Source organism: Bradyrhizobium embrapense (assembly GCF_001189235.2).
GTDB classification, from domain to species: domain Bacteria; phylum Pseudomonadota; class Alphaproteobacteria; order Rhizobiales; family Xanthobacteraceae; genus Bradyrhizobium; species Bradyrhizobium embrapense.
Window position 1 is genome coordinate 225,943 of the sequence record NZ_LFIP02000010.1, and the last position, 25,380, is coordinate 251,322.

Annotated in this window: 25 protein-coding genes and 1 tRNA gene; 15 read left to right on the forward strand and 11 right to left on the reverse strand. The window is 64.8% G+C overall.

From position 1 onward, the window contains the following. Nucleotides 1-38: 38 nt before the first annotated feature. Together AKN83_RS32380 and AKN83_RS32385 are read right to left on the reverse strand one after the other, a co-directional pair. Nucleotides 39-464: a GFA family protein gene (locus AKN83_RS32380; protein ID WP_050402207.1), complete on the reverse strand. Its 426-nt coding sequence runs from the start codon at nucleotides 462-464 to the stop codon at nucleotides 39-41. Nucleotides 465-580: 116 nt separating this feature from the next. Next, nucleotides 581-1,219, reverse strand: a complete 639-nt coding sequence (locus AKN83_RS32385) for a GntR family transcriptional regulator (RefSeq protein ID WP_050402206.1) — start codon at nucleotides 1,217-1,219, stop codon at nucleotides 581-583. 123 nt (nucleotides 1,220-1,342) lie between these two features. On the opposite strand from AKN83_RS32385, the gene bioB reads away from it, so the two are divergent. The 4 genes from bioB (at nucleotide 1,343) to AKN83_RS32405 (ending at nucleotide 5,445) form a co-directional block, all read left to right on the forward strand. Beyond that, nucleotides 1,343-2,338, forward strand: coding sequence for a biotin synthase BioB (gene bioB, locus AKN83_RS32390; RefSeq protein WP_050402205.1), 996 nt, complete (start codon nucleotides 1,343-1,345; stop codon nucleotides 2,336-2,338). A 64-nt stretch (nucleotides 2,339-2,402) separates the two neighbouring features. Continuing rightward, nucleotides 2,403-3,557 (forward strand): 8-amino-7-oxononanoate synthase, encoded by a 1,155-nt coding sequence (locus AKN83_RS32395; RefSeq protein WP_050402204.1) that lies wholly within the window; start codon nucleotides 2,403-2,405, stop codon nucleotides 3,555-3,557. Next, nucleotides 3,554-4,186, forward strand: a complete 633-nt coding sequence (gene bioD / locus AKN83_RS32400) for a dethiobiotin synthase (RefSeq protein WP_050402203.1) — start codon at nucleotides 3,554-3,556, stop codon at nucleotides 4,184-4,186. The genes AKN83_RS32395 and bioD overlap by 4 nt, the downstream gene beginning before the upstream one ends. Continuing rightward, a complete protein-coding gene (locus tag AKN83_RS32405; protein ID WP_050402202.1) occupies nucleotides 4,183-5,445 on the forward strand; it encodes an adenosylmethionine--8-amino-7-oxononanoate transaminase in 1,263 nt (420 codons plus the stop codon). The genes bioD and AKN83_RS32405 overlap by 4 nt, the downstream gene beginning before the upstream one ends. A gap of 94 nt (nucleotides 5,446-5,539) precedes the next feature. On the opposite strand, the gene AKN83_RS40960 is transcribed toward AKN83_RS32405, so the two are convergent. After that, nucleotides 5,540-6,796: a YXWGXW repeat-containing protein gene (locus tag AKN83_RS40960; RefSeq protein WP_050402201.1), complete on the reverse strand. Its 1,257-nt coding sequence runs from the start codon at nucleotides 6,794-6,796 to the stop codon at nucleotides 5,540-5,542. A gap of 342 nt (nucleotides 6,797-7,138) precedes the next feature. On the opposite strand from AKN83_RS40960, the gene AKN83_RS32415 reads away from it, so the two are divergent. Next, nucleotides 7,139-8,548: an MFS transporter gene (locus AKN83_RS32415; RefSeq protein ID WP_050402200.1), complete on the forward strand. Its 1,410-nt coding sequence runs from the start codon at nucleotides 7,139-7,141 to the stop codon at nucleotides 8,546-8,548. Here the strand turns inward: AKN83_RS32415 and AKN83_RS32420 are convergent. After that, nucleotides 8,545-9,447 (reverse strand): LysR family transcriptional regulator, encoded by a 903-nt coding sequence (locus tag AKN83_RS32420; protein WP_050402220.1) that lies wholly within the window; start codon nucleotides 9,445-9,447, stop codon nucleotides 8,545-8,547. The two genes, AKN83_RS32415 and AKN83_RS32420, sit on opposite strands and share 4 nt — an antisense overlap. 95 nt (nucleotides 9,448-9,542) lie before the next feature. On the opposite strand from AKN83_RS32420, the gene AKN83_RS32425 reads away from it, so the two are divergent. From AKN83_RS32425 to AKN83_RS32445, 5 genes are all read left to right on the forward strand, one after another. Further along, nucleotides 9,543-10,244: a haloacid dehalogenase type II gene (locus AKN83_RS32425; protein WP_050402199.1), complete on the forward strand. Its 702-nt coding sequence runs from the start codon at nucleotides 9,543-9,545 to the stop codon at nucleotides 10,242-10,244. Beyond that, nucleotides 10,231-11,469, forward strand: coding sequence for a CaiB/BaiF CoA transferase family protein (locus AKN83_RS32430; RefSeq protein ID WP_050402198.1), 1,239 nt, complete (start codon nucleotides 10,231-10,233; stop codon nucleotides 11,467-11,469). The genes AKN83_RS32425 and AKN83_RS32430 overlap by 14 nt, the downstream gene beginning before the upstream one ends. A gap of 30 nt (nucleotides 11,470-11,499) precedes the next feature. Beyond that, entirely contained in the window at nucleotides 11,500-11,922 is a 423-nt protein-coding gene (locus tag AKN83_RS32435; RefSeq protein WP_063695636.1) for a PaaI family thioesterase, read from the forward strand. A 183-nt stretch (nucleotides 11,923-12,105) separates the two neighbouring features. Further along, on the forward strand, nucleotides 12,106-12,918 hold the full coding sequence (locus AKN83_RS32440) for a pentapeptide repeat-containing protein (protein ID WP_050402197.1): 813 nt from the start codon (nucleotides 12,106-12,108) through the stop codon (nucleotides 12,916-12,918). Between the two features lie 77 nt (nucleotides 12,919-12,995). Then, the gene (locus AKN83_RS32445; RefSeq protein ID WP_050402196.1) at nucleotides 12,996-13,415 is read left to right on the forward strand and encodes a CBS domain-containing protein; all 420 of its coding nucleotides are present in this window, start codon (nucleotides 12,996-12,998) and stop codon (nucleotides 13,413-13,415) included. 77 nt (nucleotides 13,416-13,492) lie between these two features. Here the strand turns inward: AKN83_RS32445 and AKN83_RS32450 are convergent. Further along, a tRNA-Arg gene (locus tag AKN83_RS32450) sits at nucleotides 13,493-13,569 on the reverse strand. 129 nt (nucleotides 13,570-13,698) lie between these two features. On the opposite strand from AKN83_RS32450, the gene AKN83_RS32455 reads away from it, so the two are divergent. Next, nucleotides 13,699-14,778 carry an LLM class flavin-dependent oxidoreductase gene (locus AKN83_RS32455; protein ID WP_050402195.1) on the forward strand — a complete coding sequence of 360 codons (1,080 nt, stop codon included), beginning with the start codon at nucleotides 13,699-13,701 and terminating at the stop codon, nucleotides 14,776-14,778. A 113-nt stretch (nucleotides 14,779-14,891) separates the two neighbouring features. Further along, nucleotides 14,892-15,932 carry an alpha/beta fold hydrolase gene (locus AKN83_RS32460; RefSeq protein WP_050402194.1) on the forward strand — a complete coding sequence of 347 codons (1,041 nt, stop codon included), beginning with the start codon at nucleotides 14,892-14,894 and terminating at the stop codon, nucleotides 15,930-15,932. A gap of 139 nt (nucleotides 15,933-16,071) precedes the next feature. Here AKN83_RS32460 and AKN83_RS32465 read toward each other — a convergent pair whose 3' ends face one another. From AKN83_RS32465 to AKN83_RS32475, 3 genes are all read right to left on the reverse strand, one after another. Next, on the reverse strand, nucleotides 16,072-16,476 hold the full coding sequence (locus AKN83_RS32465) for a YccF domain-containing protein (protein WP_050402193.1): 405 nt from the start codon (nucleotides 16,474-16,476) through the stop codon (nucleotides 16,072-16,074). A gap of 407 nt (nucleotides 16,477-16,883) precedes the next feature. Further along, the gene (locus AKN83_RS32470) at nucleotides 16,884-18,656 is read right to left on the reverse strand and encodes a putative bifunctional diguanylate cyclase/phosphodiesterase (RefSeq protein WP_050402192.1); all 1,773 of its coding nucleotides are present in this window, start codon (nucleotides 18,654-18,656) and stop codon (nucleotides 16,884-16,886) included. Nucleotides 18,657-18,869: 213 nt separating this feature from the next. Further along, entirely contained in the window at nucleotides 18,870-19,832 is a 963-nt protein-coding gene (locus AKN83_RS32475; protein ID WP_050402191.1) for a sensor histidine kinase, read from the reverse strand. Nucleotides 19,833-20,009: 177 nt separating this feature from the next. Here AKN83_RS32475 and AKN83_RS32480 point away from each other — a divergent pair, with 177 nt between their 5' ends. Together AKN83_RS32480 and AKN83_RS32485 are read left to right on the forward strand one after the other, a co-directional pair. Next, nucleotides 20,010-20,852, forward strand: a complete 843-nt coding sequence (locus AKN83_RS32480) for an SDR family NAD(P)-dependent oxidoreductase (RefSeq protein WP_050402190.1) — start codon at nucleotides 20,010-20,012, stop codon at nucleotides 20,850-20,852. Nucleotides 20,853-20,943: 91 nt separating this feature from the next. Further along, nucleotides 20,944-21,993, forward strand: a complete 1,050-nt coding sequence (locus tag AKN83_RS32485; RefSeq protein ID WP_050402189.1) for an adenylate/guanylate cyclase domain-containing protein — start codon at nucleotides 20,944-20,946, stop codon at nucleotides 21,991-21,993. 97 nt (nucleotides 21,994-22,090) lie between these two features. Here the strand turns inward: AKN83_RS32485 and AKN83_RS32490 are convergent, their stop codons facing one another. Genes AKN83_RS32490 through AKN83_RS32500 form a run of 3 tightly spaced genes read right to left on the reverse strand, consistent with a single transcriptional unit; the run spans nucleotide 22,091 to nucleotide 24,268 of the window. Next, nucleotides 22,091-22,723, reverse strand: coding sequence for a glutathione S-transferase family protein (locus AKN83_RS32490; protein WP_050402188.1), 633 nt, complete (start codon nucleotides 22,721-22,723; stop codon nucleotides 22,091-22,093). Between the two features lie 16 nt (nucleotides 22,724-22,739). Beyond that, nucleotides 22,740-23,486: an SDR family oxidoreductase gene (locus AKN83_RS32495; RefSeq protein ID WP_050402187.1), complete on the reverse strand. Its 747-nt coding sequence runs from the start codon at nucleotides 23,484-23,486 to the stop codon at nucleotides 22,740-22,742. 35 nt (nucleotides 23,487-23,521) lie between these two features. After that, nucleotides 23,522-24,268 carry an SDR family NAD(P)-dependent oxidoreductase gene (locus AKN83_RS32500; protein WP_050402186.1) on the reverse strand — a complete coding sequence of 249 codons (747 nt, stop codon included), beginning with the start codon at nucleotides 24,266-24,268 and terminating at the stop codon, nucleotides 23,522-23,524. Between the two features lie 176 nt (nucleotides 24,269-24,444). Here AKN83_RS32500 and AKN83_RS32505 point away from each other — a divergent pair, with 176 nt between their 5' ends. Next, nucleotides 24,445-25,353 (forward strand): LysR family transcriptional regulator, encoded by a 909-nt coding sequence (locus AKN83_RS32505; RefSeq protein WP_050402185.1) that lies wholly within the window; start codon nucleotides 24,445-24,447, stop codon nucleotides 25,351-25,353. Nucleotides 25,354-25,380: the final 27 nt, after the last annotated feature.

Sequence of the window (25,380 nt, forward strand, 5' to 3'; positions counted from 1 at the left end):
CTCGCGGGGCGCGGTCGTTGCGGACGGCGATCGTTAGACTAGTCGGCCGCGATGAAGCGCAGCGTGCCAGCGCGACGCGTCGGCTTGCCGGTGTCGTTGGTATGATTGACGCCGTCCATCACGGGTACTTCCGGGAAATCGAACGGGCTTACCCCGTCGAGGCAAGCCACGTTGACGGCATAGAGACTCTGGTCGGATCGCCGTTGATGATGGGTGTATATTCCGCAGCGAGAACAGAAGAAGTGCTGCGCCGATCCGGTATGGAAGCGGTAGCTCGTCAACACGTCCTCGCCTTGCAGGAACTTGATCCCGCCCATTTCTGCCATGGCGACGACGGCGCCGCGCATTCGGCAATAGGAGCAGGTGCAGCGGCGAATCGAATTGAGGTCGTCGCTGAGCGTCACCTCGAAACGCACCGCGCCACAATGGCACTGGCCGACTCGCATCTTCATGTCGTCCACCATGCTGCCCGTGTGTCTCCTGTTCGGAGTGAACGTATCTCCCGGTTGCGAGCCGGACAATCTTCAAGAACTCGCCCATGGTGCGAGAAAAACTAACGTGGAGCGGATCGTTGCTCCGATCACGCCGCCGGCAGGGCAAGCCGCTCGATGGTCTGAATATGCCGTGCGAGCAGGCTGCAGGCCTGTTCCATGTTGCGCGCGCGCAGCGCCTGCAGGATCACGCGATGATCCTGGCTCGGCCGCGGCCGCCAGCCGGCGTTGCGCGCCATAGCGAACACCAGTCGTGAATTTGCGAGCTGCAATCCGTCGAGGCTGGCGAGCAGACGCGGCATCGCGCAGGGCGCCACCAGCGCGTGATGAAAGGCGCGGTTGGCCAGTTCGAATTCCTCAACCGTCTCGGCATTGTCGCCTTCGATCAGCGCGACCTCGATCCGTGCCAGATGGGCGGATGTGTACCTCGGCGCGGCATTGCGCAACGCGACCACCTCGAGCGCGGCGCGCATCTCGGCGATCTCCTTCACTGACTTGGTATCGAGCGGCGCCACCCGCACCCCGCGCCGGGGCACCGCAACGACGAGATGCTGCGCCTCCAATTGCCTGAAGGCCTCGCGCACCGGGACGTGGCTCGAATGGAATTCCCGCGCGACATGGTCCTGCCGGAGCGGGGCATCCGGCGGCAAGGCGCCGCTGATGATGCGTTCGCCGATCGCCTCGGCAATGCGTCCCGCGGTCGTCGAATTCTCGCCGACGTCAGTCATAGATTATCTATCATAAAAATGGGTGCGCCCTCGCTCGGCCTCGGGTAGCATCGTTTCAAACCCATGATCATAGATAATATATCCAATTATCTATGATCCATCGCAAACGAGAAGGCAAGCCCGATGGTTGATGTGGTTGAGATCGAACGGACCGACAGAAGCAGCAGCGCACCGCTCCGCAAGAACTGGGAGCGTGCCGAAGCCGAGGCGCTCTACAACCTGCCGTTCGCGGACCTGATGTTCCAAGCGCAGGGCATCCATCGCGCCAACTTCAATCCGAACCACGTCGAAACCGCGAGCCTGCTCAGCATCAAGACCGGCGGCTGTCCGGAGGACTGCGGCTACTGCTCCCAGAGCGCGCATTACGACACCGGCCTGAAGGCGACCCGCCTGATGCCGCGGGACGAGGTCGTCGCGGTCGCGCAGCGCGCCAAGGACGCCGGTGCCACCCGCTTCTGCATGGCCGCGGCCTGGCGTACTCCCAAGGACCGCGATCTCGATCAGGTCTGCGACATGGTCAGCGCGGTGAAGGGGCTGGGCATGGAGACCTGCGTCACGCTCGGCATGTTGACGCCAAAGCAGGCCGAACGGCTCTCCGACGCTGGGCTCGATTTCTACAATCACAACGTCGATACCTCGCCGGAGCATTACGACAAGATCATCACCACCCGCACCTTGCAGGACCGCATCGATACGCTCGCGCATGTGCGCGACGCCGGCATCAAGGTCTGCTGCGGCGGCATCATCGGCATGGGCGAGCAGGTCGAGGACCGGCTCGGCATGCTGATGCTGCTTGCCAATCTCCCGAGCCATCCGGAAAGCGTGCCGATCAATCTGTGGAACGAGGTCAAGGGCGTGCCGGTCAACGACACCGCCGAGCGGCCCGATCCGATCGCGCTGGTGCGGCTGGTCGCGACCGCGCGGATCATGATGCCGAAGAGCGTGGTGCGGCTGTCGGCCGGGCGGCAATACATGACCGATGAACTGCAGGCGATGTGCTTCCTCGCCGGCGCCAACTCGATCTTCATCGGCGATGTGCTGCTGACCACCAAGAACCCGCAGCGCGACCGCGACGCCGATCTGCTGGACCGGCTCGGCATCACGTCGCGGCTGGCCTGACGCAATCATCCGGCGCGCGCGGCGACACTCGCCGCGCGACCAACCATCATCCTGAGAGTGAAGCATGAGCGCAATCCATGCGGCCAACGCCGCTGATTACGCCGCGGCCTTGCACGCCCTGAGCAAGGACGATCGGCTGCGCGGTCTCAAGCCGCGTGCGGGCATCGATTTCGTATCGAACGACTATCTGGCACTGGCGAGCGCGCCGCGCATGAAGCAGGCCGTCCTGGCCGCGCTCGAGGCCGGCACGCCGATCGGCGCTGGCGGCTCGCGGCTGCTGCGCGGCAATTGCGTGGAGCACGAACGGCTGGAGGCCGAGGCCGCAGCGTTCTTTCGCGCCGAGACCGCGCTGTTCTTCGGCGGCGGCTATGTTGCCAACTTCGCTGTGCTGACGACGCTGCCGCAGCGCGGCGACCTGCTCGTCCTCGATTCGCTGGTGCACGCCAGCATTCACGAAGGTGCACGGGCCGGCCGGGCCGCGTTCCGGTTCAGCGCGCACAATGATCCGCAGTCGGTTGAGGACACCATTCGCGGCTGGCGCGCCGAGGGTGGAACGGGCCGGGTCTGGATCGTGGTCGAAAGCGTCTACAGCATGGACGGTGATGCCGCGCCGCTCGACGAGCTCGTTGCGATCGCCGAACGGCACGACGCATTCCTGATGGTGGACGAAGCGCACGGCACCGGCGTCTACGGCGAACAGGGCCGCGGTCTGACCGCGCGCTATGAGGGACGCGAGAATCTCGTGATCGTGCATACTTGCGGCAAGGCGCTGGGCGCCGCCGGTGCGCTGGTCACGGCCTCTACGGTGCTGCGCGACTTCATGGTCAACCGCTGCCGCCCGTTCATCTTCGCCACCGCGCCATCGCCGCTTGTGGCCGTCGCCGTGCGCGAGGCGCTGCTGATCCTGCGAGAGGAGCCCGAGCGTCAGCAACGGCTCGCAGAACTGGTCGCGTTCACGCATCGCGAGCTCGATCGGCGTGGCTGGCGCAGTCCGTCGCGTTCGCAGATCGTGCCCTATATCGTCGGCGACAATGCGCGCGCGATGCGGCTTGCCTCGGCGCTGCAAGCGCGCGGCTTCGATATCAGGGGCATCCGGCCGCCGACCGTGCCGGCGGGCACCGCGCGGCTGCGTATTGCGCTGACCCTTAATGTCGACGAGGACGACGTGCGCGCGCTGCTCGATGCGCTCGTCGCGGAGACGCAGGGCTGGGCGCAATGATCAGCCGGATCGTGGTGACCGGCACCGATACCGGGATCGGAAAGACGATCTTCTCCGCGGCCCTCGCCGGCTTCTTGGGTGCGAGCTATTGGAAGCCGGTCCAGTCCGGCCTTGAGGAAGAGACCGACGCACAACTCGTGGCGCGGCTTGCGGGCCTTGCGGCCGATCGCATCGTGCCGGAGCGCTATCGCCTTCGGACGCCGGCGTCGCCGCATCAATCCGCCGCGATCGACGGCGTGCGCATCGATCCTGCCGCGCTCGACGTGCCCGACACGCGGGGACGGCCGCTGGTGATCGAGGGCGCAGGCGGGCTGATGGTGCCGCTCAATGACGACACGCTCTATATGGACATGTTCGAGCGATGGCGGCTGCCGGTCGTGCTGTGCGCCCGCACCGCACTTGGCACCATCAATCACTCGCTGCTGTCGGTCGAAGCGTTGCGCAGGCGTCGGATCGACATCCTCGGAATCGCCTTCATCGGTGAGAGCAATCCCGAGAGCGAGCGCGCCATCTGCGCGTTCGGGCAAGTGCGCCGGCTCGGCCGGTTGCCATGGCTGTCTCCGCTCACGGCAGACACGCTGCGGGCGGCTTTCAACGCCTCGTTCCAGCGCGACGATTTCAATCTATGATATCAGCTCAGAGATCGCCGATCTGGCACCCCTTCACCCAGCACGCGCTGCACGACCGGATGACCAGGATCGTGCGCGGGGAGGGTGCCTATCTCTACACCGCGGATGACCGCCGCATCATCGATGCGATCGCGTCCTGGTGGGTCGTGACCCACGGCCATTGCCATCCGCATATCGTGCGCGCGATCCAGAACCAGGCCGAACAGCTCAACCAGATCATCTTTGCCGGCCATACCCACGATCCGGCGGAAGCGGTTGCCGCGCAGCTCGTGAAGCTGGCGCCGCCTGGCCTCGACTATGTATTCTTCTCCGACTCCGGTTCGACCAGCGTGGAAGTCGGGCTGAAGATGGCGCTCGGCTATTGGCACAATATCGGCGTGCCGCGCACGCGGATCATCGTCATGCAGCATTCCTACCACGGCGACACCGTGGGGACGATGTCGGTCGGCGCCCGCGGCGTCTTCAACAAGGCGTACGAGCCGCTGCTGTTCGACGTGGCATCAATCCCGTTTCCCGCGGCCGGCCACGAGCAGGCGACACTCGATGCGCTCGAAGCCGCATGCAACGAGAAAACCGCGGCGGCGTTCATCGTCGAGCCGCTGATCCTGGGCGCGGGCGGGATGCTGATGTATCCGCCCTGGGTGCTGAAGGAAATGAAGCGCATCTGCGAAGCCCATGACGTGCTGTTCATTGCCGATGAGGTGATGACCGGCTGGGGCCGCACCGGCACCTTGTTCGCGTGCGAGCAGGCCGACGTCACGCCGGACATCGCCTGCTATTCGAAGGGCCTCACCGGTGGATCGCTGCCGCTCGCAGTGACGCTCTGCCGTGCCGAGATCTACGATGCGCACTATTCCAGCGATCGTTCGCGAACCTTCTTCCATTCCAGCTCCTACACGGCGAATCCGGTCGCCTGCGCCGCGGCAAGGGCGAACCTCGAGCTGTGGCAACACGGCGCGGGCGAACGTGCCACATCTCTCGCAGCGATGCAGGAGCGGCTGATCGCACCATTCCGCGCCGACGCCCGCTTCGAGAACGTCCGCCGCACGGGCACCATCACCGCGCTTGACCTGAAGGCCAGCGATGCAGGCTATCTCGCCGGCATCGGTCCGAAACTTCAGGCCTTCTTCACGCGTCGAAACCTGCTGCTGCGCCCGCTCGGCAACACGATCTACCTGATGCCGCCCTACTGCGTGACGGAGGCGGACCTCGTTGAGATTTATGCCGCGATTGCCGATGCAGCCGACGAGCTGGCCTGAGCCCGTGACTGACGATTTGCATCGCGTGCCGTCCTGCACGCGATCGGTTCTCATAAAAAATCGGCGTGCCGTTGGGGCACGCCGATAGGCTGGATCACGCGTGCCTGTGTGGCGCCGGCCTTGCTGCGGGATGCTGCGGGTGGGGCGCAGGATGCGGCCGCGGTGCGGGCCGCGACACATGCGGTGGCGGCGGACGCCGGGGCGGCGGCGGAGCACGATGCACAGCCGCGTGCGCGACGCGCGACGCCGGCGGATGCGCAGCCGGGCGTGGCGCAGGCGGCGCGTGCTGTGCGATCTGCGGTCTCGGCGCATGCGCGGCTGGCGCTGCGACGTGCGGTGCCGGAGCGGGATGGTGGGCGGCGACAGGCGGAGCGTGTCCGGTCGGCGGTGCATGTGCAGCCGGCGAAGCGCTTGCCGCAGGCAAGGCGTGTCCCGTTGTCGACGCGTGTGCCGGCGGTAGCGCGCTTCCGGTCGGCAGAGCGTGCCCCGTCGGCGTTGCATGTGTGGGCGGCAGCGCGTTTCCGCTCGGCAGAGCGTGTCCTGGCGGCACGGCATTTCCGGTCTGCGGAGCATGGCTTGTCGCGGATTGCGCATGATGCGGCGGCGGCGCCGCGATCGGCTTGCCCGGGTGCGCGGCGATCACGCCCGCGCCGCTGAAATGTGCTGCGTGCGCGGTCGCGGCGACCGCCGGATGACCGTGGTTGTTGGCGAGCGTCAGCGCCGGATCCTTCATCGCCGCTTCCGCGTGCCGGGTCTGCTCGGCGGTCGCAGCCACATGGTGCTCGTTCGCGGCGGCGAGCTGCTGCGGCGTTGGTCTCGCCGTGATGCCGCCGGTGCCGCCGTTGTAGCTGATGTTGGTCGTGTTGTTGATGACGGTCTTGTTGTAGACGTTGGTGACGGAGACATTCGAGATGTTGTTGACGGAGCGGTTGTAGAAGAAGTTGCCGCCGCGCCAGTAGCCGCCCTCATAGCCGACGCCGGTGTAGCCGAAGCCATAAGAGATGCCGCCGTAGAAGCCGACGGTCGCTCCCCAATAACCGGCGTGGAAGGCGTAGACGCCATCGTTCCAGGCCCAGTAGCCGGGTGTCCATAGCAATTCAGGCGCGGGCGGCAGCACCCATGTGCCGGGAACCCAGTAGTAACCGGTATCGTCGCTCCACGCCCAATAGCCGGGAGTCCAGATGTAGCCGTCGCCAGGGATTGGCGGCTGCTCGTAGACAGGCAGGGGCGGCGGTGCTGCATCGACGCTGATGCTGATGCCGATGGCAAGCTGCGCGCGCGCTGGCGCGGGTGGAGAGAGACAGCAGAGGCTGAGAGCTAAGGCGAAAGGCAGTCCAGCGATGCGGCGCATGGCAGATACTCCAATCTTCTTCCCCCAGCGTTGGAGTGAATAGTGGCCGCGACATGAACCCGTTGTGAATGTTTGTGCCGACACCATGATTTCGCGGTCGCGCGTCGATGAATGCGTTAACGACAGCGAATGCGCGTCAGCTCGGTGTCAGGATGGAACGCAAATCACGACGACTCGCAGTTCGGATATAGACAGCACGAGACGCGAGCGCTTCGCTCTCGCCCGCTTCATCACTGCGCCGAATAGTCGAATTTTCGATTTGAATTGGACGATGCCCCCCTGCGCGTCATCAATCGATCATCGGAACATCCGGCCCGCACGAGGCCGGGCAGGGAGGTTTGAATGGCGCGATCCGCCGACATCGATATCAACGCGGGCGCGCGCCTCGACCGGCTGCCGATCTGCCGATTCCATTGGCGCATCCTGGCCCTGATCGGCGCCGGCATGTTTCTCGATGCATTCGACATCTATCTGGCCGGCGGCGTGCTCGGCGCGGTGCTCAGGGAAGGCTGGTCGACACTCGAGCTCAACGCCGCGTTCGTCTCCGCGACCTTTGTCGGAATGACGATCGGCGCCTGGTTCTCCGGCATCCTTGGCGACCGCTTCGGCCGCCGCTTCTCCTATCAGATGAATCTTGCGATCTTCGGCCTCGCGTCGATCGCCGCGGCCTTCGCGCCCAGCATGACGGTGCTGATCGGCCTGCGCTTCGTCATCGGCATCGGGCTCGGCGCCGAGATCGTGGTCGGCTATGCGACCTTGACGGAGTTCGTGCCGGCCGCCTCGCGTGGACGCTGGATCGGGCTTTTGGCCGTGATCACCAACTTCTCGCTGTTCGCGTCGTCCATGATCGGCCTGTGGGTGATCCCGACGCTCGGCTGGCGTTACATGTTCGGCCTCGTCGGGATACTGGCGATGATCGTCTGGTTCCTGCGCAAGTCGATGCCGGAATCGCCGCGCTGGCTCGCCGCCAACGGGCGCGGCGACCAGGCGGAGGCGATTCTGTCGGCGATCGAAGCGGAGGCCGCGCGCAACACAACGCTGGCTCCCGTCGTCGCCGGCGCGCCGGTGCAGGAATCGCCCGGTGCGGTCTGGCGCCTGTTCCAGCCGCCATATCTTGCGCGCACCTTGCTCGGCAGCCTGCTGCACATCGTCGTCGGCTTCAGCCTCTACGGGTTCATCGGCTGGCTGCCGACCTTCATGGTCAAGGGCGGCCACAGCGTGGTCTCCTCGCTGGGCTACACCAGCGTGATGGCGCTGGGCGGTCCGGTCGGATCGCTGATCGGGCTCGTGCTGGCGGACCGGCTCGGGCGCCGGCTCTCGATCGTCGGCTCGTCGATCGCGGCAGCCGTGCTCGGCATCGCCTACCCCACCATGCCGGATGGTGTCGCGCTCGCAACCGTGGGCTTCCTGCTGGTCACCGCGATCTACGTCATGCTGGCGACCGGGTTCGCGATGCACGTCCCGGAACTTTTCCCGACGCGCTACCGGCTTCGCGGGACCGCGATCTGCGCCACGTCGGGGCGGATCGCGACCGCATTGGTCCAGTACGTCGTGGTCGCGATCTTCGCCTGGCAGGGGTTGACCGGCGTGCTGACGACGCTGGCCGGCATCCTCGTCTTCCAGGCCGTAGTCTTTCTGATGTTCGGATTTGAGACCAAGGGGCGCTCACTGGAGGACGCCTCGGCCGTCCCAGACGGCGAGGCAGCAAGTCACGCGTCGATGGCGAGGAGGCCGGCGGACATCGGTGCCTAGCGCAGATCGGAGCACGATGCCTTGATCCGATCGCGCAGCCAGCCGTTGGCATGGCTCTGATCGTATCTGCGATGCCAGTACAACATCCAGTCGAACGGCGCGGATTCGAACGGCAGTTCCTCCATCCGCAGACCGTCGTCCATCAGCACTGCGGCGAGATGCCGCGGCATCACCGCGAGCAGATCGGTGCTCTTCAAGACGTGAGGTACGACCAGCCAATGCGGCACATTCAGCGTGATGCGTCTATGGTGACCGCGTTCGGCGAGCACGTCGTCGACGAAGCGAAGGTCGGTCGGGCTCATCGAGACCTTCATGTGGTCCTGCGCGATGAAGCGTTCGAAAGTCAGCCGTCCGCGCTTGATCGGGTGACCGCTCCGCATCAGGCAGACCATGCGGTCGCGCAGCAGCGTCTCGGACCGGATCGATGCGGAATGTTCGAGCCCCATGCTGACAGCAACGTCGATCTCGTCCCGCTCCAGCGCATCGATCGTCAGGGCGGGTGGCAGGTGGATGATGTTGTAGGAGATCCGCGCTTGCGGCGGCCGCGCAGCGGCAAGTCGCGGCAGCAGCAGGCAGGCGAGAATGTCCGACATCCTGATCGTGAAGCTGCGTTCGGTCCGGCCCGGATCGAAGCCCGCATCGCTCGCCATCACCCGCTCGACCTGACGCAGCACCTGGCGCAGCGGCTCCGCCAGTTCGGTGGCGCGCGGCGTCGGCTTCATGCCGCTCGTCGTCCGCACCAGCAGCTCGTCCTCGAACATCGCGCGCAGCCGGTTGAGCGCGTTGCTCATCGCCGGTTGACTGAGGCCGACGCGGTCGGCCGCCTTGGTGACATGCCGCTCGGTCAGCAGTGCGTCCAACGCGACGAGCAGGTTGAGGTCGATGGATCGGAGATTCATGCCGTCATTCATATCGTGAATATCGAGAGATCGCAAATCCATTTCATCGATGGCGATGCGAGGCGTATCAGTCGAGCTGAACCTAGGAGGCATCAATGAGCTTTGAGACCATCAAGCGCGACGTGAAGATCTGCATGTTCGACCAGTACGGCACGGTCGTCGACATGCAGGACGGCCTGACCAAAATCGCGACGCCGTTCCTTCAGAAGAAGGGCTGGAAGGGCGATCCGAATTCCTTCGTCACCTGGTGGCGTCGCACCCATTTCGAGAACTCGATGATCGATGCGCTGCTGCATCGCGAGCACACGCCCTATCGCGAGATCGGGCATCGCGCGGTGGCCCACGTGATGGACCGCGCCAGGATCGACTACACGACCGACGAGGTGCGTTACCTCGTCGGCGAGATCGAGAAGCTGGTGCCGTTTCCGGAGGTGCCGGAGGCACTGGCGCGGCTGCAGGCCAAATACAAGCTGGTCGTGCTCTCGAACGGCGATCCGGACATGCTCGAGACCGCGAAGCAGTACCACAAGGTGCCGTTCGATCGCGTGATCTCGGTGGCCGAGGCCAATTCGTTCAAGCCGCATGTCGCGACCTACACCAAGGCGGCCGAGATCATGGGCGTGAAGCCCGATCAGGTGCTGTTCGTGGCCAATCACGCCTTCGACTGCATCGGCGCCAAGTCCGCCGGCATGCGGACGGCCTTCATCGACCGGCGCAGCCGCCCGTTCGGCATCACGCCGCACCAGCCCGACATCCTGGTGCCGTCGATGAAGGACCTCGCCGATGCGATCGTCTGATCGCGAGCCGCTGTCGGGCATCAGGGTTCTCGACCTCTGCCGGGTGGTCTCCGGTCCATTCGCCACGATGCAACTCGGCGATCTCGGCGCCGACATCGTCAAGATCGAGGATCCCAGGCAAGGCGACGAAAGCCGCCGCTACGGGCCGCCCTTCATCGGCGGCGAGAGCGCGTATTTCCTGTCGGTGAACCGCAACAAGCGCAGTTGCGCCATCGATCTGAAGTCGCCGGCGGGGCGCGATGCGGTGCTCGATCTTGCATCCGCCGCCGATGTCGTAATGGAGAACTTCCGCCCGGGCACGCTCGACAAATGGGGCCTCGGCTTCAACGCGCTGCGGGCCCGCAAGGGCGACATCATCCTGTGCAGCATCTCGGGATTCGGCCGCACCGGTGCGGATGCCTTGCGTCCGGGCTACGATCTGATCCTGCAGGGCGAATCCGGCGTGATGGACATCACCGGTGATCCCAAGGGGCCGCCGACCAAGGTCGGCACCTCGATCGCCGATCTCGTCACCGGCTTGTATGCGTCGCATTCGGTGCTTGCCGCCTTGATGCGGAAGAGCCGCACCGGCGAGGGCGGTCGGGTCGACGTCTCCATGCTCGACGCGATGGCGTCGCTGCTGACCTTCAACGCCGGCATCTACTTCGCCACGGGAGAAAGCCCGAGGCGCCGGGGCAACGTCCATCCGACCATCAGCCCGTACGAACCGTTCGAGGCGCGTGACGGCTGGATCAATGTCGGGGTCGCGAACGACAAGTTCTGGGCGGCCTTTTGCGACGTCATCGACCGGCCGGATCTGCGCGATGATGCGCGTTTCGAAACCGCCCCGCAGCGTGCGGCGAGCCGGAACGAACTCATCGCGGTCCTCGCTCCCATCTTCGCCCGCAGGAGCTGCGCCGATTGGCTGCAGGCGCTGGGCGCGGCCGGCATTCCCTGTGGCGCGATCAAATCGGTCGGCGAAGTCTGCGAGACGCCGCAACTCACGCAGCGCGGCATGGTGCAGACCGTCCGCCATGCCGCTGCGGGAGATGTGAGATTCATTGCCCGGCCGACACGGTTCGGCGACGAACCGCCGGCGCCTTCCACGTCGCCGCCGATGCTCGGCGAACACACGCGCGAGGTGCTTGCGGAATGGCGCGGCTGGACCGACGATCGGCTGGAGAGATTCGCCCGCGACGGCGCGTTCGGAGACTTTGGACGGATCTTCGTGCGATCGCCCAAGTGAGCATCAAGTGAGCATCAAGTGAGTGTCGCCATGAGAGATATCGCCGAGCAGATGATGCGCCGCGCCGTCGAAGACGAGCGGCAGGAATTCGGCTCGTTCTTCCTGTCGCGCTTCTTCGGCCTTGAGATCGCCTACCAGGGCGAGGCGTGCATCGTCTCCTTCGACGTCGAGAAGCCCATGTTCAACCCGCAAGGCACCTTGCACGGCGGCGTTCTGGCGACCGCGCTCGACATCTCGATGGGGCATCTCGTCAACCACGTCGCGGGGCCCGGCACCACGCTCGAGATGAAGGTGCAGTACCTCGCCGCGGTCCGCGAAGGGCGCGTGACCTGTCACGCGACCTTCCTCAAGCGCGGCCGCAAGACCTTCTTCCTGCAATCGCAGGCATCCACCGCGGCCGGCGAGGCGATTGCGCATGCCACATCGACCTGGCAATTGCTGAGCCGAGGCTGAGAAGCGCGGCCGGTTCGCATCGGCGCGTTGTCGCGCTGCCAGGTCCCGTTCCTGCGCGCGAAACGGCCACGAGCATTGCCCGGATCGTGATCTCGTTTCATACTATGATGCCGGAAGCGCACCTCCAAGGCGCGGCCGGCGCGAAGATGCGAGAGGCGATACCTTAAGGGCGGAGAGACGGCGATGCGGTTTCGTCTCGCGTTTGCTTTTGTATCGATGGCGGCGCTGCTCGCTAATCCGATTGCCGCCGTGTCGCAGGACATGTTGCGCAGCGTTGACCTCGACAGTCCCGACATGACGACGTCGGAGATGACACGCGCCGAAGTCGACGCGCTCCTCAAGGCCGCGCCTCAAGGAGACCGACACACCGTGGATTTGGACGGAAAGCGGCTGTCGCGCCTCGATCTCTCGGGCCTCGACTTTTCCGGCGGCAATCTTCATCTTGTGAAGCTCAACCGGACCGATCTGAAAGCCGCACGCTTCGATCAGGCCAAGCTGAATCAGGCCTGGCTCATCGACGCAGATCTGACGGGGGCGTCTTTCGTCAAGGCGTCGCTGCTCGGCACGCAGATGCAGCGCGCCAGGCTTGGCGGCGCCGATTTGAGCGGCGCTCGCATCACCGCCGATCTATCCGGTGCCAGCCTGGTCGGGGCCAAGCTCGCCGGCGCGGATTTGAGCGCCGATATGCGCAACCAGTCGATGGGTCTGATGCGGGGCGTGCTCAAATCCGCCGATCTCCGCAACGCGGATCTGAGCGGCGCCAATCTCGCGCGCGCCGATCTCGAATTCGCGCAGTTGCAGAACGCCAATCTGGCGAACTGCAACCTCAGCAAGGCTGACCTTGCGGGAGCCGACCTCTCCGGCGCCAATCTCGCCGGCGCCGATTTCACCGAGGCCGACCTAGCGTCGGCCGTCTTGCCCGGCGCGACGGCGCTGGCCGGGGCCCGCAATCTGGACAAGGCCCGGAACCTGGACCTGGCGCGGCGGCCGAACTAGCGATTGAATTGCAGTGTCCTGCAGCAGGACTTATGTTCTGTTTTGAGGGGGCTGCTGCCTCGCAAGGGAGGTCCTCCATGAAAGTCAAGGAAGTGATGCACAAGGGTGTCGACTGGGTCAGCCCCGATACCCCGATCACCGAAATCGCAAAATTGATGCAAGGGCACGACGTCGGCTGCATTCCGATCGGGCAAGACGATCGTCTGATCGGGATGGTGACTGATCGCGACCTCGTCTGCAAAGGTCTTGCCAGCAAGAACTTCAACCCTGCGCGCACCACAGCGCGCGATGTGATGACCGAAGGCATCCACTGTTGCCGGGAAGACGATGACCTGGCGAAGGCGGTGCATCACATGGAAACGCTGAAGATCCGCAGGCTGCCTGTCATCAACAAGAGCAAACGCATGGTCGGCATGATCAGCCTCGGCGATGTCGGCCACTTTGCCGGTGCCGATCTCATGTCCCAATGCATGAAGAGCGTGTCGGCGCATCATTGAGGCGAGGCCGGTCTGCCGGAAACCGGCAGGTCGGCCGGCACCATGGCCGGACAACGATGCGCGTAGAAAAAACGACGTGGCGCACCCGACACGATTCGAACGTGTGACCTTTGCCTTCGGAGGGCAACGCTCTATCCAGCTGAGCTACGGGTGCGTGCAGGCCACCATTTAGCTGATTGGCTCCGGGTCGGCAACGGCGTTGTCCGGCCCGTTAACGGCTGTAAACTGCCTGCGCCAATATGACAGGTCTTCCGAAAAGGCCGTCTTTCGAGGGAGTTTGCCCATGCGTCCGCTGGAATTCGGCTGGTATCTGCCCACGCATGGCGACACCACGGCCTATGGGCTGATGGAGGCGCAGGTCGCGGGGTCGGCGGAACTCAGCGAGCGCGTGGTCAAGGCGGCCGAGGATGCCGGGTTCGAGTATCTTCTGATCCCGGTCGGCTCGGTGTGCTGGGAGGCCTGGATCTCCGGCGCCTTCATGGCGGCGCGCTCGGCGCGGATCAAGCCGCTGATCGCGGCAAGGCCCGGCTATATCAACCCGGTGCTGATGGCCAAGATGATCTCGACCTTCGACCAGATGTCGGGCGGGCGGATCTGCATCAATTTGATCGCCGGCCAGAACGAGAGCGAGGTCGAGGCCGAAGGCGTCCGCTACGCCAAGGAGGAACGCTACGCGCTGATGGACGAGGAGGTCTCGATCCTCAAGGCGCTGTGGACCACGCGTGGTCCGGTGAACTTCCAGGGCAGGTTTCACACCATCTCGGGCGCGCATATCCGCCCGCGTCCGCTGCAGCAGCCGTTTCCAAGATTCTATCTCGGCGGCGGCTCGCGGCAGGCCTGGGAGGTGTCGGCGAAGCACTCCGACGTCCATCTGTTCTGGGGCGACCTGCCGGAGCGGATCGCGGACAACATCGCCGAGATCAGGCGGATGGCGCAGGCGCATGACCGCGGCGACGCGATCGGCTTCGGCATGCGGCTGCAGGTGATCTGCCGCGCGAACGAGGCCGATGCCTGGGAGGCGGCCGACCAGCTGGTGCGCCACGCCACCGAGCGGCAGAAGCAGGAGATGAAGACGCTCTATGTCAGGTCCGAGGCCAACCAGCGCGTGCAGCAGCTCGCCCGCGACTATGGCGACCTGCTGATGCCGCATCTGTGGACCGGGATCACCAAGGTGCGACCCGGCGCCGGCATCGCCGTGGTCGGCAATCCCGAACAATGCGCCGCGACCCTGCAGCAGTTCATCGACGCCGGCTGTCACTCCTTCTGCCTGTCCGGCTATCTGCACGACGAGGAGGCCGAGCGGTTCGGCCGCCTGATCCGGCCGATCCTTGCCGCCAACAATCGCGGGCGGCTCGCGGCGTAAGATGCAGTCCGAATATGCGAGGAAGATTTCCAAAAATTCACGCGCAATTCGGATTCCAACCGGCAATGATCTGGCCTGATCTCGCGCCTCGCGGCGCCAACGGAGTTTGAACCATGCACCATCGAGCCTGGCTTGCGGCACTGGCGCTGCTCGCCGTGACGGCGGCTCACGCGCCGATCGCATCGGCAACGCAGGCGCAGATCGAGCGTGACAAGAAGCCGGTCAAGGAGATCGCGAGCGGTCGCATTGCCGTCGGCAGCGCGACGTTCCCGGTCTACCTCTCGGCCGACTGGTCCAATCCGCTGCCGGACGTCACCCGCGCAGTGCTGGTGCTGCATGGGGTGCTGCGCAATGCCGACGACTATTTCCGCGCCGCGCTGAGCGCGCAGGCCGCGGCCGGCGAGATCGGCAAGAGCACGCTGATGATCGCGCCGCAATTCCTGATCGAGCCCGACGTCGACGCGTTCAAGCTGCCGCCGGAGACGCTGCGCTGGAGCCTCTATGGCTGGCAGGGCGGTGAGCCCGCGGTCGCGCCGGGTCCTGTGAGCTCGTTCGAGGCGCTCGACGCCATCCTGACAAAACTCGGCGACCGCAAGCTGTTTCCGAACCTGAAGCAGGTCGTCGTGTTCGGGCATTCCGGCGGCGGCCAGGTGGTGCAGCGCTATGCGATCGCGGTGAAGGGCGATCAGGTGCTGCTGCGCGAGGGCATCGGCGTGCGCTACGTGGTCGCCAATCCGTCCTCCTATGCCTATTTCACCAAGCAGCGGCCGGAGCCGGCGATCGCGGCGACGTGTGAAGGCTACAACAGCTGGAAGTTCGGCATGGACGACCGTCCGCCCTATCTCGCCGAGCCGACACCGGCGGCGCTCGAGCAGGCTTATGTCGCACGCCGCGTGATCTATCTTTTGGGAACGCTCGACACCAACCCCAATCATCCCGCGCTCGACAAATCCTGCATGGCGGAGGCCGAAGGGCCGTATCGCTACGCGCGCGGGCATTCCTATGTCGCGGCGATGCAGGCCCGCGACAACGGCACCCCGAACCACAGCGTGTGGGACGTGCCCGGCGTCGGCCACCAGGGTGGCAAGATGCTCAACTCGCCCTGCGGCCTGACTGCGGTGTTCGACATCCCCGGCTGCGAGGCCGCGCGCTAAAGCGCACCGAGATCAGGTTGAATCGTCATCGCGCTTTAGCTCCTTGTTTGAGCATGATCTTTTCGGAAGACCGCTTCGCAGATTTCCGGATCATGCTTTAGAGCTCGCGCGAAAGCCCGCTGATCGCGATGTGGTCGCCTCAAGCCGGCACGATCACCTTGCCGATCGGCCACAGCGCGATGCCGGCAAGCTTGAGATGCGCCCAGGCGAAGGGGATGCCGATGATGGTCGCCGCCAGCAGGATGGCGGTGATCACGTGGCCGATCGCAAGCCACCAGCCGGCCAGGATGAACCAGATCAGATTGCCGATCACGCCGAGTGGTCCGGTTCCGATATCGGACATGCCGGTGACTTCGTCGCGGCGCACCGCACGCGAGCCGAACGGCAGCAGCGTGTAGACCGCGATGTTGAACGCCGCCCGCGCCCAGGGCAGCCCGATAATGGTCACCGCCATGATGACGGCGGCGATCAGCCAGCCGAACGCCATCCAGGCGCCGCCGATCAGGATCCAGAGGATGTTGAGGAGGATAGACACAGGCTGCATGGCTGACACCTTCGCGCCGCTTCCGACGCCTCCAATATAGGCCGATGTCGGGCGTGGCGGTAGGTATGGGCGGAGCGCGGGCTCGCCGCGTTGCATCTCCTTTGATCGCGACTAAGCTCGCGCCGCCGGGCAGGACACGAGAAATCCGCCTCGGAGGGGGAGTTTGTACAATTTCGGAATAATGGAAGAATGCCGCTGAGTTGCCCGACGAGTCAAGCTGCCATATCGAACGCCGGCAACCGCCGGCTACTTTGCATGGGGTTGTTTTCGATATTTTGGCAGCGCGCGCCCTGCGACACGCTATCGCATCCGGCTGTCGGGCTCGTTCGATAGCCTGGCCATGACGACGCGGGCACGTCAGTTGCGGAGAAGGGAATGCAGTCCCGTCGCGATGCCCCTGATCTGCCCTACCGCCGAAAACCGCTGGCGCGGGAATAGCCCTGACGGCCTTCCTGGGCCGGGCGTGCCGCCATGCTGGCGCGAGTCTCGCTGGTGACCGGCGTCGCGGGCTTCAGGTCCTCGAGGAAGATCGGCTTGGCGAAGTAGAAGCCCTGGGCGTAGCGGATCTTGGTCGCCGCCTGCAGATAGGTGAGCTCCTCGTAGGATTCGATGCCCTCGGCGATCACGGTCATGCCGAGCGCCTCGCTCAGCGATTCGATCGCGCGCAGGATGCCCTGGCTGCGCGGCCGCTTGTGGATGTCGGTGATGAAGGAGCGATCGATCTTGATCTCGTCGGCGGTGATGTCGGCGAGCGCCGACAGCGACGAATAGCCGATGCCGAAATCGTCGATCGAGATGCCGACGCCGATGCCGCGCAGGATCGGCACGATCTGGTCCTGGAAATGCGACCGGGTCACGAACGCGTCCTCGGTCACCTCGATCATGAATCGCTTCGGAAAGCCGGTCTCCTCGATCGCACTCGCGAAGCGGCGCATGAACTCGAGGTTGGAGGCCTGCTTGGCGGCGACATTGATGCTGATCGTCGCCGTGGGGCCGAACGTGTCGTTGATCAGGTCGATCGACTTGACGATCTCCGCCAGCACCAGAAACGTCAGCTCGTCGATCAGGCCGAGCTCCACGGCGAGGTTGATGAAGGTGCCCGGCGCCTGGATCACGCCCTCGTCGTCGCGCAGCCGCACCAGCGCCTCGATGCCCTTGATCTCCTGGGAGCGGATATCGACCTTGGGCTGGAATGCGCAGCAGAAGCGCTTTTCCAGGATCGCCAGCCGCAGCGACTGCTCGATCTTCATCCGCGCCAGCGCCTCGCGCTCCATGCTGTTGTCGAAGAACGCGGTCGCCCCCTTGCCGCTGTTCTTGACGCGATACATCGCGATGTCGGCGTTCTGGCGCAACGCCTCGTAGCTCCGGCCATGCACCGGGTAGAGGCTGACGCCGATCGAGGTCGAGGCGAAGATCTCGGAGTCCTCGATGAAGAACGGCGCCTTCAGCCGTTCCTGCATGACATGGATGAATTCGGCAACCTCGTCATTGCTGCTGATCGGGTTCAGCAGCAGCAGGAATTCGTCGCCGGAGATCCGCGACAGGATATCGGTCTCGCGCAGCGCGTGGCCGAGCCGCTTGGACAGCTCGACCAGCAGCGCATCGCCGATCGCATGGCCGTAATAGTCGTTGATGTGCTTGAAGTTGTCGACGTCGAGGAAGGCGAGCGCGAATTGGCTCTGCGAGGCGTCGCGGATCAGGCCGTTGACGCGATGCTCGATCACCCGCCGCGTCGGCAGGCCGGTCAGCTCGTCGTAGTAGGCGGAGCGGAACAGCTGGTCCTCGAACGCCTTCTGCTCGCTGATGTCGGTCGAGGTCGAGATCAGGAGATTGCGGCCGGCGATCTGCACCGGCCGATGCGAGGTGAGGAACACGTATTTTGATGCGCCGCAGGCGAGGACCTCCTCGAGCACCACCGGACGGCCGCTGCGCAACAGGTCCAGATTGGCGGCGTGGCGTTCGTCGCCCGGCGATGGCTGGCTCGCGCCGGCGGCCAGCTGCAACTGGCTCGCCGCCGCTTCGTTGACCAGGATGAACTGGCCCTGCTCGTCCTGAACGGTGACGCCCGCCGGCAGCAGCTGGAGAAGATCGCGCAGGATGCGCAATTCATTGCTGAAAATGTCGTCCTGACCGGTACCTGCTGTGCCCGCCTGAAAATCGTTTTTGGTGAAACTATGCATGCGCCGACCTTGGCAAAGTCCGTTGTAGTTTTGGTTAAGCGGACTTGCTAAATGCCGTGACAGAAAGAGACCCGGGCTGCTTTCGCAAGCCGTCGCGGCAATCGTCATTAACAGAGTATCAATGTCGGCATCGGGCGCCGGTGAAAGCGATTGCGGCGCGCGCGGTTGCATCGGCGCGCGCAAATAAAGCGCGTGTACCGAAAAGCAGACTTATCAACAGTTGGGGAGATTGCACTGCATGATGCAGTGAACGCCGGTCTTCAGGTAACTGATCTCGGTCTTGCCGTCGAAGGGTCGCAGCGCCGACTTCAACAGCTTGGTGCCGAAGCCGGCTTCGCCGATGACCTCGACCACCGGTCCCTCGGTTTCGTCCCAGATCACGTTGAGACGCCCGTCGTCCACCGTCCATGACACCTGCAGAAATCCGCGCGGCGAGGAGAAGGCGCCGTATTTTCCAGCGTTGGTTGCGAGCTCATGGAAGATCAGCGCCAGCGAAACGGCGAGCTTGGCGGGCAGGAATAATTGCTCGCCATTCAGATTGAATCGCACATGGCCGTAGGGGCCGAGCTCCGAGCGCAGCAAATCCTTGATATCGCAGCCATAGCCATCGACCCGCGCGATCAGGTCGTCGGTCGCCGCGAGCGCGCGGATGCGATGGTCGATGCGCTGCCAGACGTCGGGCCGGTCCTGCAGCGCCTGATGCAACACGGCATGAATGGTCGAGGATTTGTTCTTCAGCCGGTGCTGCAATTCGTCGACCACGATCTTGCGGTACTGCTCCTCCTCGATCAGCCGCTTGGAAACTTCGCGCTGCTGCGCGACCAGGGAACGGTAGTGCTCCACCCCCCAGATCGCGATGCCGCACACCACCCAGAAGATCATCAGCAGCGCAAAGCGCGCTGGATCGGCGTGCCCGCTGCTGAAATTGAGCAGCACGCCGAGCAGGCCGCTGGCCAGCGCGGTCGCGATCCCGATCCGGAAGCCGCCAAAGGCGGTGGCGAAGAACACCGCCGGGAAATAGGGCGTGAAGAACACGTCGGGTCTGATCTGGGCGAGCCCGAAGCGCGCGGCCGTGGCCAAAACGAGACAGAACACGGCGAAGGCCGCCGCATGCAGCAGCGATGGCTGCGTATCGCCTCGCCAAACCGCCCTGAAATCGTCGATCCATTTCGCCATCGGTCGCGCCAGTTCACGTGAACAGGCGATCCAAAATAAGGCCGCTGCGACCGAAAAACCGCAGTTGTGGCCTTTTGGCCACAGATGGACCTCGCTGGCCGTTAACCGCACCTGTGCTTGCGTTGGCGGGAGCGGCTGAGGAATATCCGCAACATCAAACGTCAAGGGGGTATCGGTATGGGACGGCTGGACGGCAAGGTCGCGGTGATCACCGGCGCGACGAGCGGCATCGGGTTGCGCACGGCCGAGATCTTTGTCGCGGAGGGCGCGAGGATCGTGATCGCCGGGCGCCGCGCGCCGGAGGGCGAGGCCCTGGCGCGCCGGCTCGGCGAGCCTTGCGTGTTTCGCCAGACCGACGTCACAGTTGAGGAGCAGATGCAGGCGCTGATCGGGCTTGCAGTCGAGAAGTTCGGCCGGATCGACTGCCTGTTCAACAATGCCGGCGGTCCGGCGCAGACCGGCGGCATTGAGGGCCTCGACGTCGAGCGGTTCGACGCCGCGATGGCAACCCTGGTGCGCAGCGTCATGCTCGGCATGAAGCATGTCGCGCCGATCATGCGCCAGCAGGGGTCCGGCAGCATCATCAACAACGGCAGCATCGCCGGCCGGCTCGCCGGCTTCTCCTCGTCGATGGTGTATGGCGCCGCGAAGGCCGCGGTGATTCACTTCACAAAATGCGTGGCGATGGAGCTCGGCGAGTCCGGCATTCGCGTCAACTCGATCTCGCCCGGCGCGATTGCGACCGGCATTTTCGGCAAGGCGCTCGGGCTGTCGACCGAAGCGGCAGAGCAGACCCCGGCCGTGATGCGCGAGGTCTACAAGGCGGCGCAGCCGATCCCGCGCGCGGGCCTGCCCGACGACATCGCGCATGCCGCGGTGTTCCTGGCGAGCGACGAGTCGAGCTTCATCAACGGCCATGACCTCGTGGTCGACGGCGCCATCACCGGCGGCCGCAATTGGAGCCAGCAGCAGGCGGGCTATGTCGCGCTGCGCAAGGCATTCGATCAGGGGGCGGGATAAAGCAGCACCATCCTCATTGCGAGCGAAGCGAAGCAATCCTTGAAGCCTCATCGCTTCGCATCTCGCAACGACGAGGGGAGGAAGATGGCAAATGGTCGATCTGGCGAGCTCCCACGAACAGCTCCTCCGCGTTAGCGCCAGGCTCGAGCGGAAGCTGCACCGTCTTGCCGCCGTGATCGTGGTTGGCACCCTGTCCGGGATCGCGGTTGGCCTCACCCATGGCAGCGGAACGGGACCTTTGATCACCGGTGCCGTCTACGGTTTCCTGCTCGGCGCAATCATCGGGACGGTCGAACTGTTCGTGCTCGAGGATTGGGACTGGCTCAGCCGCCTGTCCTTTCTCGCCAACCTGGCGGTGCGCAGCGCGGTCTACGCCGCCATCATCATCGGCATCCAGCTGTTGCACCCAGGCGAGCGCATTGCGGGGATACCGTGGGGGGCCTCGTTTGGAGATTTCTGGTGGGGCTTCGCCTACTCCGCAGGCGTCTCGGTGCTGATCAACCTGGGCTTCGCGATCGCCAATCTGATCGGCCCGCGCGCCTTCATGAACTTCGTCACCGGGCGCTATCACACCCCGGTCGAGGAAGACCGCTTCGTGCTGTTCGTCGATATCGCGGGGTCGACCGGGCTTGCCGAGCGGCTCGGCGGCATCGGCATCCATCGCTTCCTCGACCGCACCTTCCGCCTGCTGACGCAGTCCGTGGTCGATTATCGCGGTGAGGTGCTCAATTACATCGGCGACGAGATCATCGTGACCTGGCCGGAGGGGCACGGCGCGGTCGATTGCCGGCCGCTGCTCTGCTTCGTGGCAATGCGCCGCGCACTGCAAAAGGCGGCGCCGCAGTTCGAGCGCGAGTTCGGCGCGGTGCCGCAGATCCGGGGCAGCCTGCATTTCGGTCCGGTGATCGTCGGCGAGATCGGCGACATCAAGCGCGCGATCGTGTTCAACGGCGACGTCATGAACACCGCAGCCCGGCTGGAGGAGCTGAGCCGCAAGGTCGATGGTGGCTTTCTCGCCTCGCGTGCGGCGATGGCGCGCTTCGCCGCGCCGCCGCCATTTCCGGTGAGCGATCTCGGCACCTTGCCGATCCGCGGCCGCGTCGACGGCATCGACGTGGTTGGGATCGAAGCGGCGGCGTAAGCTCTCATTTCTGCTACAAGCGGGCGGAAGTGACAGCAACGTTCTCATTGCACCAGAACCGCCAATCGATCGCAGGGTATCTGATCGCGCTCGATGCCTAGGCGGTCATGCTGGGGCGCGAAGCGATGGAATTGTACCATCGGCGCGTCGGCCCGTGTTTTTCCGGCGTGGATAATCCGAGGGCCTTGCCAGCGAAATCGATCGCGACGATCGCTGTGATGTCGGCGATACTGAACGTGTCACCCGCAACGAACGCCGTTTCGGATAGCCGTGCCTCGAGATCGCCGTAGAAATCAGCGATCCGGCGATGGCCACGGACCACCAGTTCAGGGATCTGGTCGTAGCCATGAGGACCTGCGATCGCCCGCCCCTTGAGGCCGGGGGCTCCGTTGCGCACGGCCTCCATGACGGGAGCGAAACCCTCCAGCTCCATACGGCGCTCCCACATGGTGACGGTCGCTTTCTCCTTCGGCGAACCTCCGAGTAACGGCGGGTTCGGATGCGTCTCTTCGAGATAGCGGATGATCGCCGGTACTTCCGCTATGGCTGTCCCATCGTCCAGCATGAGGGCGGGTACGACGCGCCGCGGATTGATTGCCGCGTAGGCGTCGGAGAACTGTTCGCGCGAGGCGAGATCGACCGGCACCAAGGGCATCGTGATGCCTTTCTCGGCGAGATAGATCCGGACGCGGCGCGAGTTGGGCGAGGCCGAGGACTGATAGAGCTTCATGGTGGATCTCCCGCAGTCAAAGCTTTGAGCCGCCGCCGACCTGGATGGTGTCGCCGGTGACCCAGCGGGCGGAATTCGAAGCGAGAAAGGTCACCGCGTCGGCGACGTCGTCGGCATGACCGATCCGTTGCAGGGCTTGCATCTTGAGCGCGTAATCGCGGCCTTCATCCGTCTTGGCGAATTCCGACATGTCGGTGTCGATGATGCCCGGTGCCATGGCATTGACGCGGATGCCGCGCGGTCCAAGGAGCGAGGCGAAGTGCTTCACCATCGTGTCGATCGCGCCCTTGGTGGCGGAATACGCCGACAACTGCCCGACAGCGGCCCGCGCGGCCAATGACGACGTCATCACGATGCTGGAGCCGTCGCCCAATATGGGGAGCAACTGCTGCACCAGGAAGAACGGCGCGCGGACGTTGACCGCGAACATGCGATCGAAATCCTCGACGGTCTGCGCCTCGATGGTGGCAGGTACCGCAATTCCCGCGTTGGCGACGAGAATGTCGAGTTGGCCGACGACGAGCTTGCGCACCTCGGCGGCGAGCCTCTGCGCGCCATCGGATGCGGACAAATCGGCGCCGACGGCGTCTGCCTGCCCACCGGCTTCGCGAATCTCCGCGACCAGGGAATGCGCATCCTCGGCCGAATTGCCGTAGTGAACGATGACGCGGGCGCCGGCGAGAGCGAGTGCGCGGGCGGTGGCGCGGCCGATACCGCGGGAAGCTCCGGTGACGAGAGCAGTTCGGCTGATGAGGTTGGTCATGATTTTTCTCCTGATTGGATTGTCGTCGGGGTTGGTCAAGCGGCGGTCTTGCCGCCGTTGACGCTGATGATCTGGCCGGTGATGAACGATGCCTTGCTCGAGGCCGCGAACACGATGGCGTCCGCAAGCTCCTCGGGGCGTCCGGCTCGCTTCAGCGGAATTCCGGCGACCAGCCCGGCCTTGCGATCGGCGGAGCCCGTGAATCGGTCGAGCATCGCGGTCTCGATCGGACCCGGTGCGATGGCGTTGACGCGCACGCCGAAAGCTGCGGCCTCCAGCGCGGCGGATTTGGTCAAGCCTTCGACAGCATGCTTGCTGGCGACGTAGAGCGAAGCGTTCGGTGCGCCGCGGCTGCCCATGGTCGACGAGATGTTCACGATGCTGCCGGAGCCTTGTGGCTGCATGACCCGGAGCTCGTGCTTCATCGACAGGAGGACACCGAGGACGTTGGTATCGAACGTCGCCGCGTAGCTCTCGGCGGTTTGCTCGGTCAGCGGGCCGGGCACGCCTTCGGTGCCGGCGTTGTTGACTGCCACGTCGATCCGGCCGAACCGCTTGATCGTCTGCTCGATCAGTGCCGAAACGTCGCTCTCGCGCCGGACATCGGCGCGGACGAATTCGGCTTCGACGCCGTGCGAGCGGAGTTCAGCGGTCAGCTCGCGGCCTGCATCGTCGTGGCGCCCAGAAACGACCAAGCTGGCGCCCTCGCGGGCGAAGGCGAGCGCGGTGGCGCGGCCGATACCGGTAAGGGCACCTGTAATCAGGACAACGGGTTTGCTCATGTCACTCTCCAATTGGTGCGGCCGATATGCTTGATCGGCCTGGTTCGCCAACCCGTCCGCAGCGGGGCCTCGGAGGCGTTTGCGTCGGCATGGCTTCAGTGACAGGAGATCTAGTTGGGGCTGGCTTCCTTGAGAAAGACTTCGTAAGGTCGAAGCTATACTTTCGAGGGATAGCTATGGAGTTCCGGCACCTTCGTTACTTCGTCGCCGTGGCCGAAGAGGGCAGCTTCTCGGTTGCAGCCGAAAAGCGCCTGCACACCGCGCAGCCATCATTGAGCCGTCAGATCCACGATCTCGAACTGGAGCTTGGCGTGCAGTTGTTCGTGCGCGGACCGCGCGGCATCGAACTGACGCCGTCGGGGCGCGTCTTTCTCGACCACGCGCGGGTGGCTCTGCTGCAGGTCGAGGCCGCCGCGGAAGCCGCGAGGCGTGCCGCCCAGCCGGCGAAATCGGCGTTCTCGATCGGGTTTCTCACTGGCTACGAGATGGACTGGCTTCCGGCGGTCATGAATATCCTGCGCGGCAAGCTGCCCAGCACGGAAATCACGATCCGTAGCGAGGACTCTCCTGAGCTCGCTGCGGCACTCACGCGGGGCAAGATCGACCTTGCGTTCATGCGTCCGGAGAAGAGTGCGGCGGGTCTTCAGTTCAAGTTGCTCCGCCATGATCCGATTCTGGCCATGATGCCACGAGATCATCCGCTTGCGGCACGCTCCGCGGTGCGTCCGAAGGATCTGATGGGACAGACCTACATCGGGGTCTCCCTGGCAAGGGCGCCAACGCTGCGCGCGGCGATCGAGGACTTCTTCAAGCGTCACGGGCTGGCGATCGAGGCAGCGCACCAGGCCGAAAATCTGGCGATGGCTGTTTCACTGATCGCCTCCACCGGGGGCATCAGCCTGCTTCCGCTCTATGCGCAGAACTTGATCCCGAAAACCATCGTCTCCCGCCCAATCCAGGGCGCGCCGCCGATGGTCGATCTGGTGATCGGCTACAACGAGACGAACCGCTCTCCGTTGCTGCAGTTCGTGCTTTCGCGGGTCGATGAGATCAAGTTTCAGGCGCTGAGCCACGAGGGGAGCTAGCGTCGGGAGAGCGGGCTCGTCTCGGAA

Bases quoted from the DNA above. Each gene is read 5' to 3' on its own strand.
- AKN83_RS32380 (WP_050402207.1), bottom strand. From the start codon at position 464: ATGGTGGACGACATGAAGATGCGAGTCGGCCAGTGCCATTGTGGCGCG.
- AKN83_RS32385 (WP_050402206.1), bottom strand. From the start codon at position 1,219: ATGACTGACGTCGGCGAGAATTCGACGACCGCGGGACGCATTGCCGAG.
- bioB (WP_050402205.1), top strand. From the start codon at position 1,343: ATGGTTGATGTGGTTGAGATCGAACGGACCGACAGAAGCAGCAGCGCA.
- AKN83_RS32395 (WP_050402204.1), top strand. From the start codon at position 2,403: ATGAGCGCAATCCATGCGGCCAACGCCGCTGATTACGCCGCGGCCTTG.
- bioD (WP_050402203.1), top strand. From the start codon at position 3,554: ATGATCAGCCGGATCGTGGTGACCGGCACCGATACCGGGATCGGAAAG.
- AKN83_RS32405 (WP_050402202.1), top strand. From the start codon at position 4,183: ATGATATCAGCTCAGAGATCGCCGATCTGGCACCCCTTCACCCAGCAC.
- AKN83_RS40960 (WP_050402201.1), bottom strand. From the start codon at position 6,796: ATGCGCCGCATCGCTGGACTGCCTTTCGCCTTAGCTCTCAGCCTCTGC.
- AKN83_RS32415 (WP_050402200.1), top strand. From the start codon at position 7,139: ATGGCGCGATCCGCCGACATCGATATCAACGCGGGCGCGCGCCTCGAC.
- AKN83_RS32420 (WP_050402220.1), bottom strand. From the start codon at position 9,447: ATGAATCTCCGATCCATCGACCTCAACCTGCTCGTCGCGTTGGACGCA.
- AKN83_RS32425 (WP_050402199.1), top strand. From the start codon at position 9,543: ATGAGCTTTGAGACCATCAAGCGCGACGTGAAGATCTGCATGTTCGAC.
- AKN83_RS32430 (WP_050402198.1), top strand. From the start codon at position 10,231: ATGCGATCGTCTGATCGCGAGCCGCTGTCGGGCATCAGGGTTCTCGAC.
- AKN83_RS32435 (WP_063695636.1), top strand. From the start codon at position 11,500: ATGAGAGATATCGCCGAGCAGATGATGCGCCGCGCCGTCGAAGACGAG.
- AKN83_RS32440 (WP_050402197.1), top strand. From the start codon at position 12,106: ATGCGGTTTCGTCTCGCGTTTGCTTTTGTATCGATGGCGGCGCTGCTC.
- AKN83_RS32445 (WP_050402196.1), top strand. From the start codon at position 12,996: ATGAAAGTCAAGGAAGTGATGCACAAGGGTGTCGACTGGGTCAGCCCC.
- AKN83_RS32455 (WP_050402195.1), top strand. From the start codon at position 13,699: ATGCGTCCGCTGGAATTCGGCTGGTATCTGCCCACGCATGGCGACACC.
- AKN83_RS32460 (WP_050402194.1), top strand. From the start codon at position 14,892: ATGCACCATCGAGCCTGGCTTGCGGCACTGGCGCTGCTCGCCGTGACG.
- AKN83_RS32465 (WP_050402193.1), bottom strand. From the start codon at position 16,476: ATGCAGCCTGTGTCTATCCTCCTCAACATCCTCTGGATCCTGATCGGC.
- AKN83_RS32470 (WP_050402192.1), bottom strand. From the start codon at position 18,656: ATGCATAGTTTCACCAAAAACGATTTTCAGGCGGGCACAGCAGGTACC.
- AKN83_RS32475 (WP_050402191.1), bottom strand. From the start codon at position 19,832: ATGGCGAAATGGATCGACGATTTCAGGGCGGTTTGGCGAGGCGATACG.
- AKN83_RS32480 (WP_050402190.1), top strand. From the start codon at position 20,010: ATGGGACGGCTGGACGGCAAGGTCGCGGTGATCACCGGCGCGACGAGC.
- AKN83_RS32485 (WP_050402189.1), top strand. From the start codon at position 20,944: ATGGTCGATCTGGCGAGCTCCCACGAACAGCTCCTCCGCGTTAGCGCC.
- AKN83_RS32490 (WP_050402188.1), bottom strand. From the start codon at position 22,723: ATGAAGCTCTATCAGTCCTCGGCCTCGCCCAACTCGCGCCGCGTCCGG.
- AKN83_RS32495 (WP_050402187.1), bottom strand. From the start codon at position 23,486: ATGACCAACCTCATCAGCCGAACTGCTCTCGTCACCGGAGCTTCCCGC.
- AKN83_RS32500 (WP_050402186.1), bottom strand. From the start codon at position 24,268: ATGAGCAAACCCGTTGTCCTGATTACAGGTGCCCTTACCGGTATCGGC.
- AKN83_RS32505 (WP_050402185.1), top strand. From the start codon at position 24,445: ATGGAGTTCCGGCACCTTCGTTACTTCGTCGCCGTGGCCGAAGAGGGC.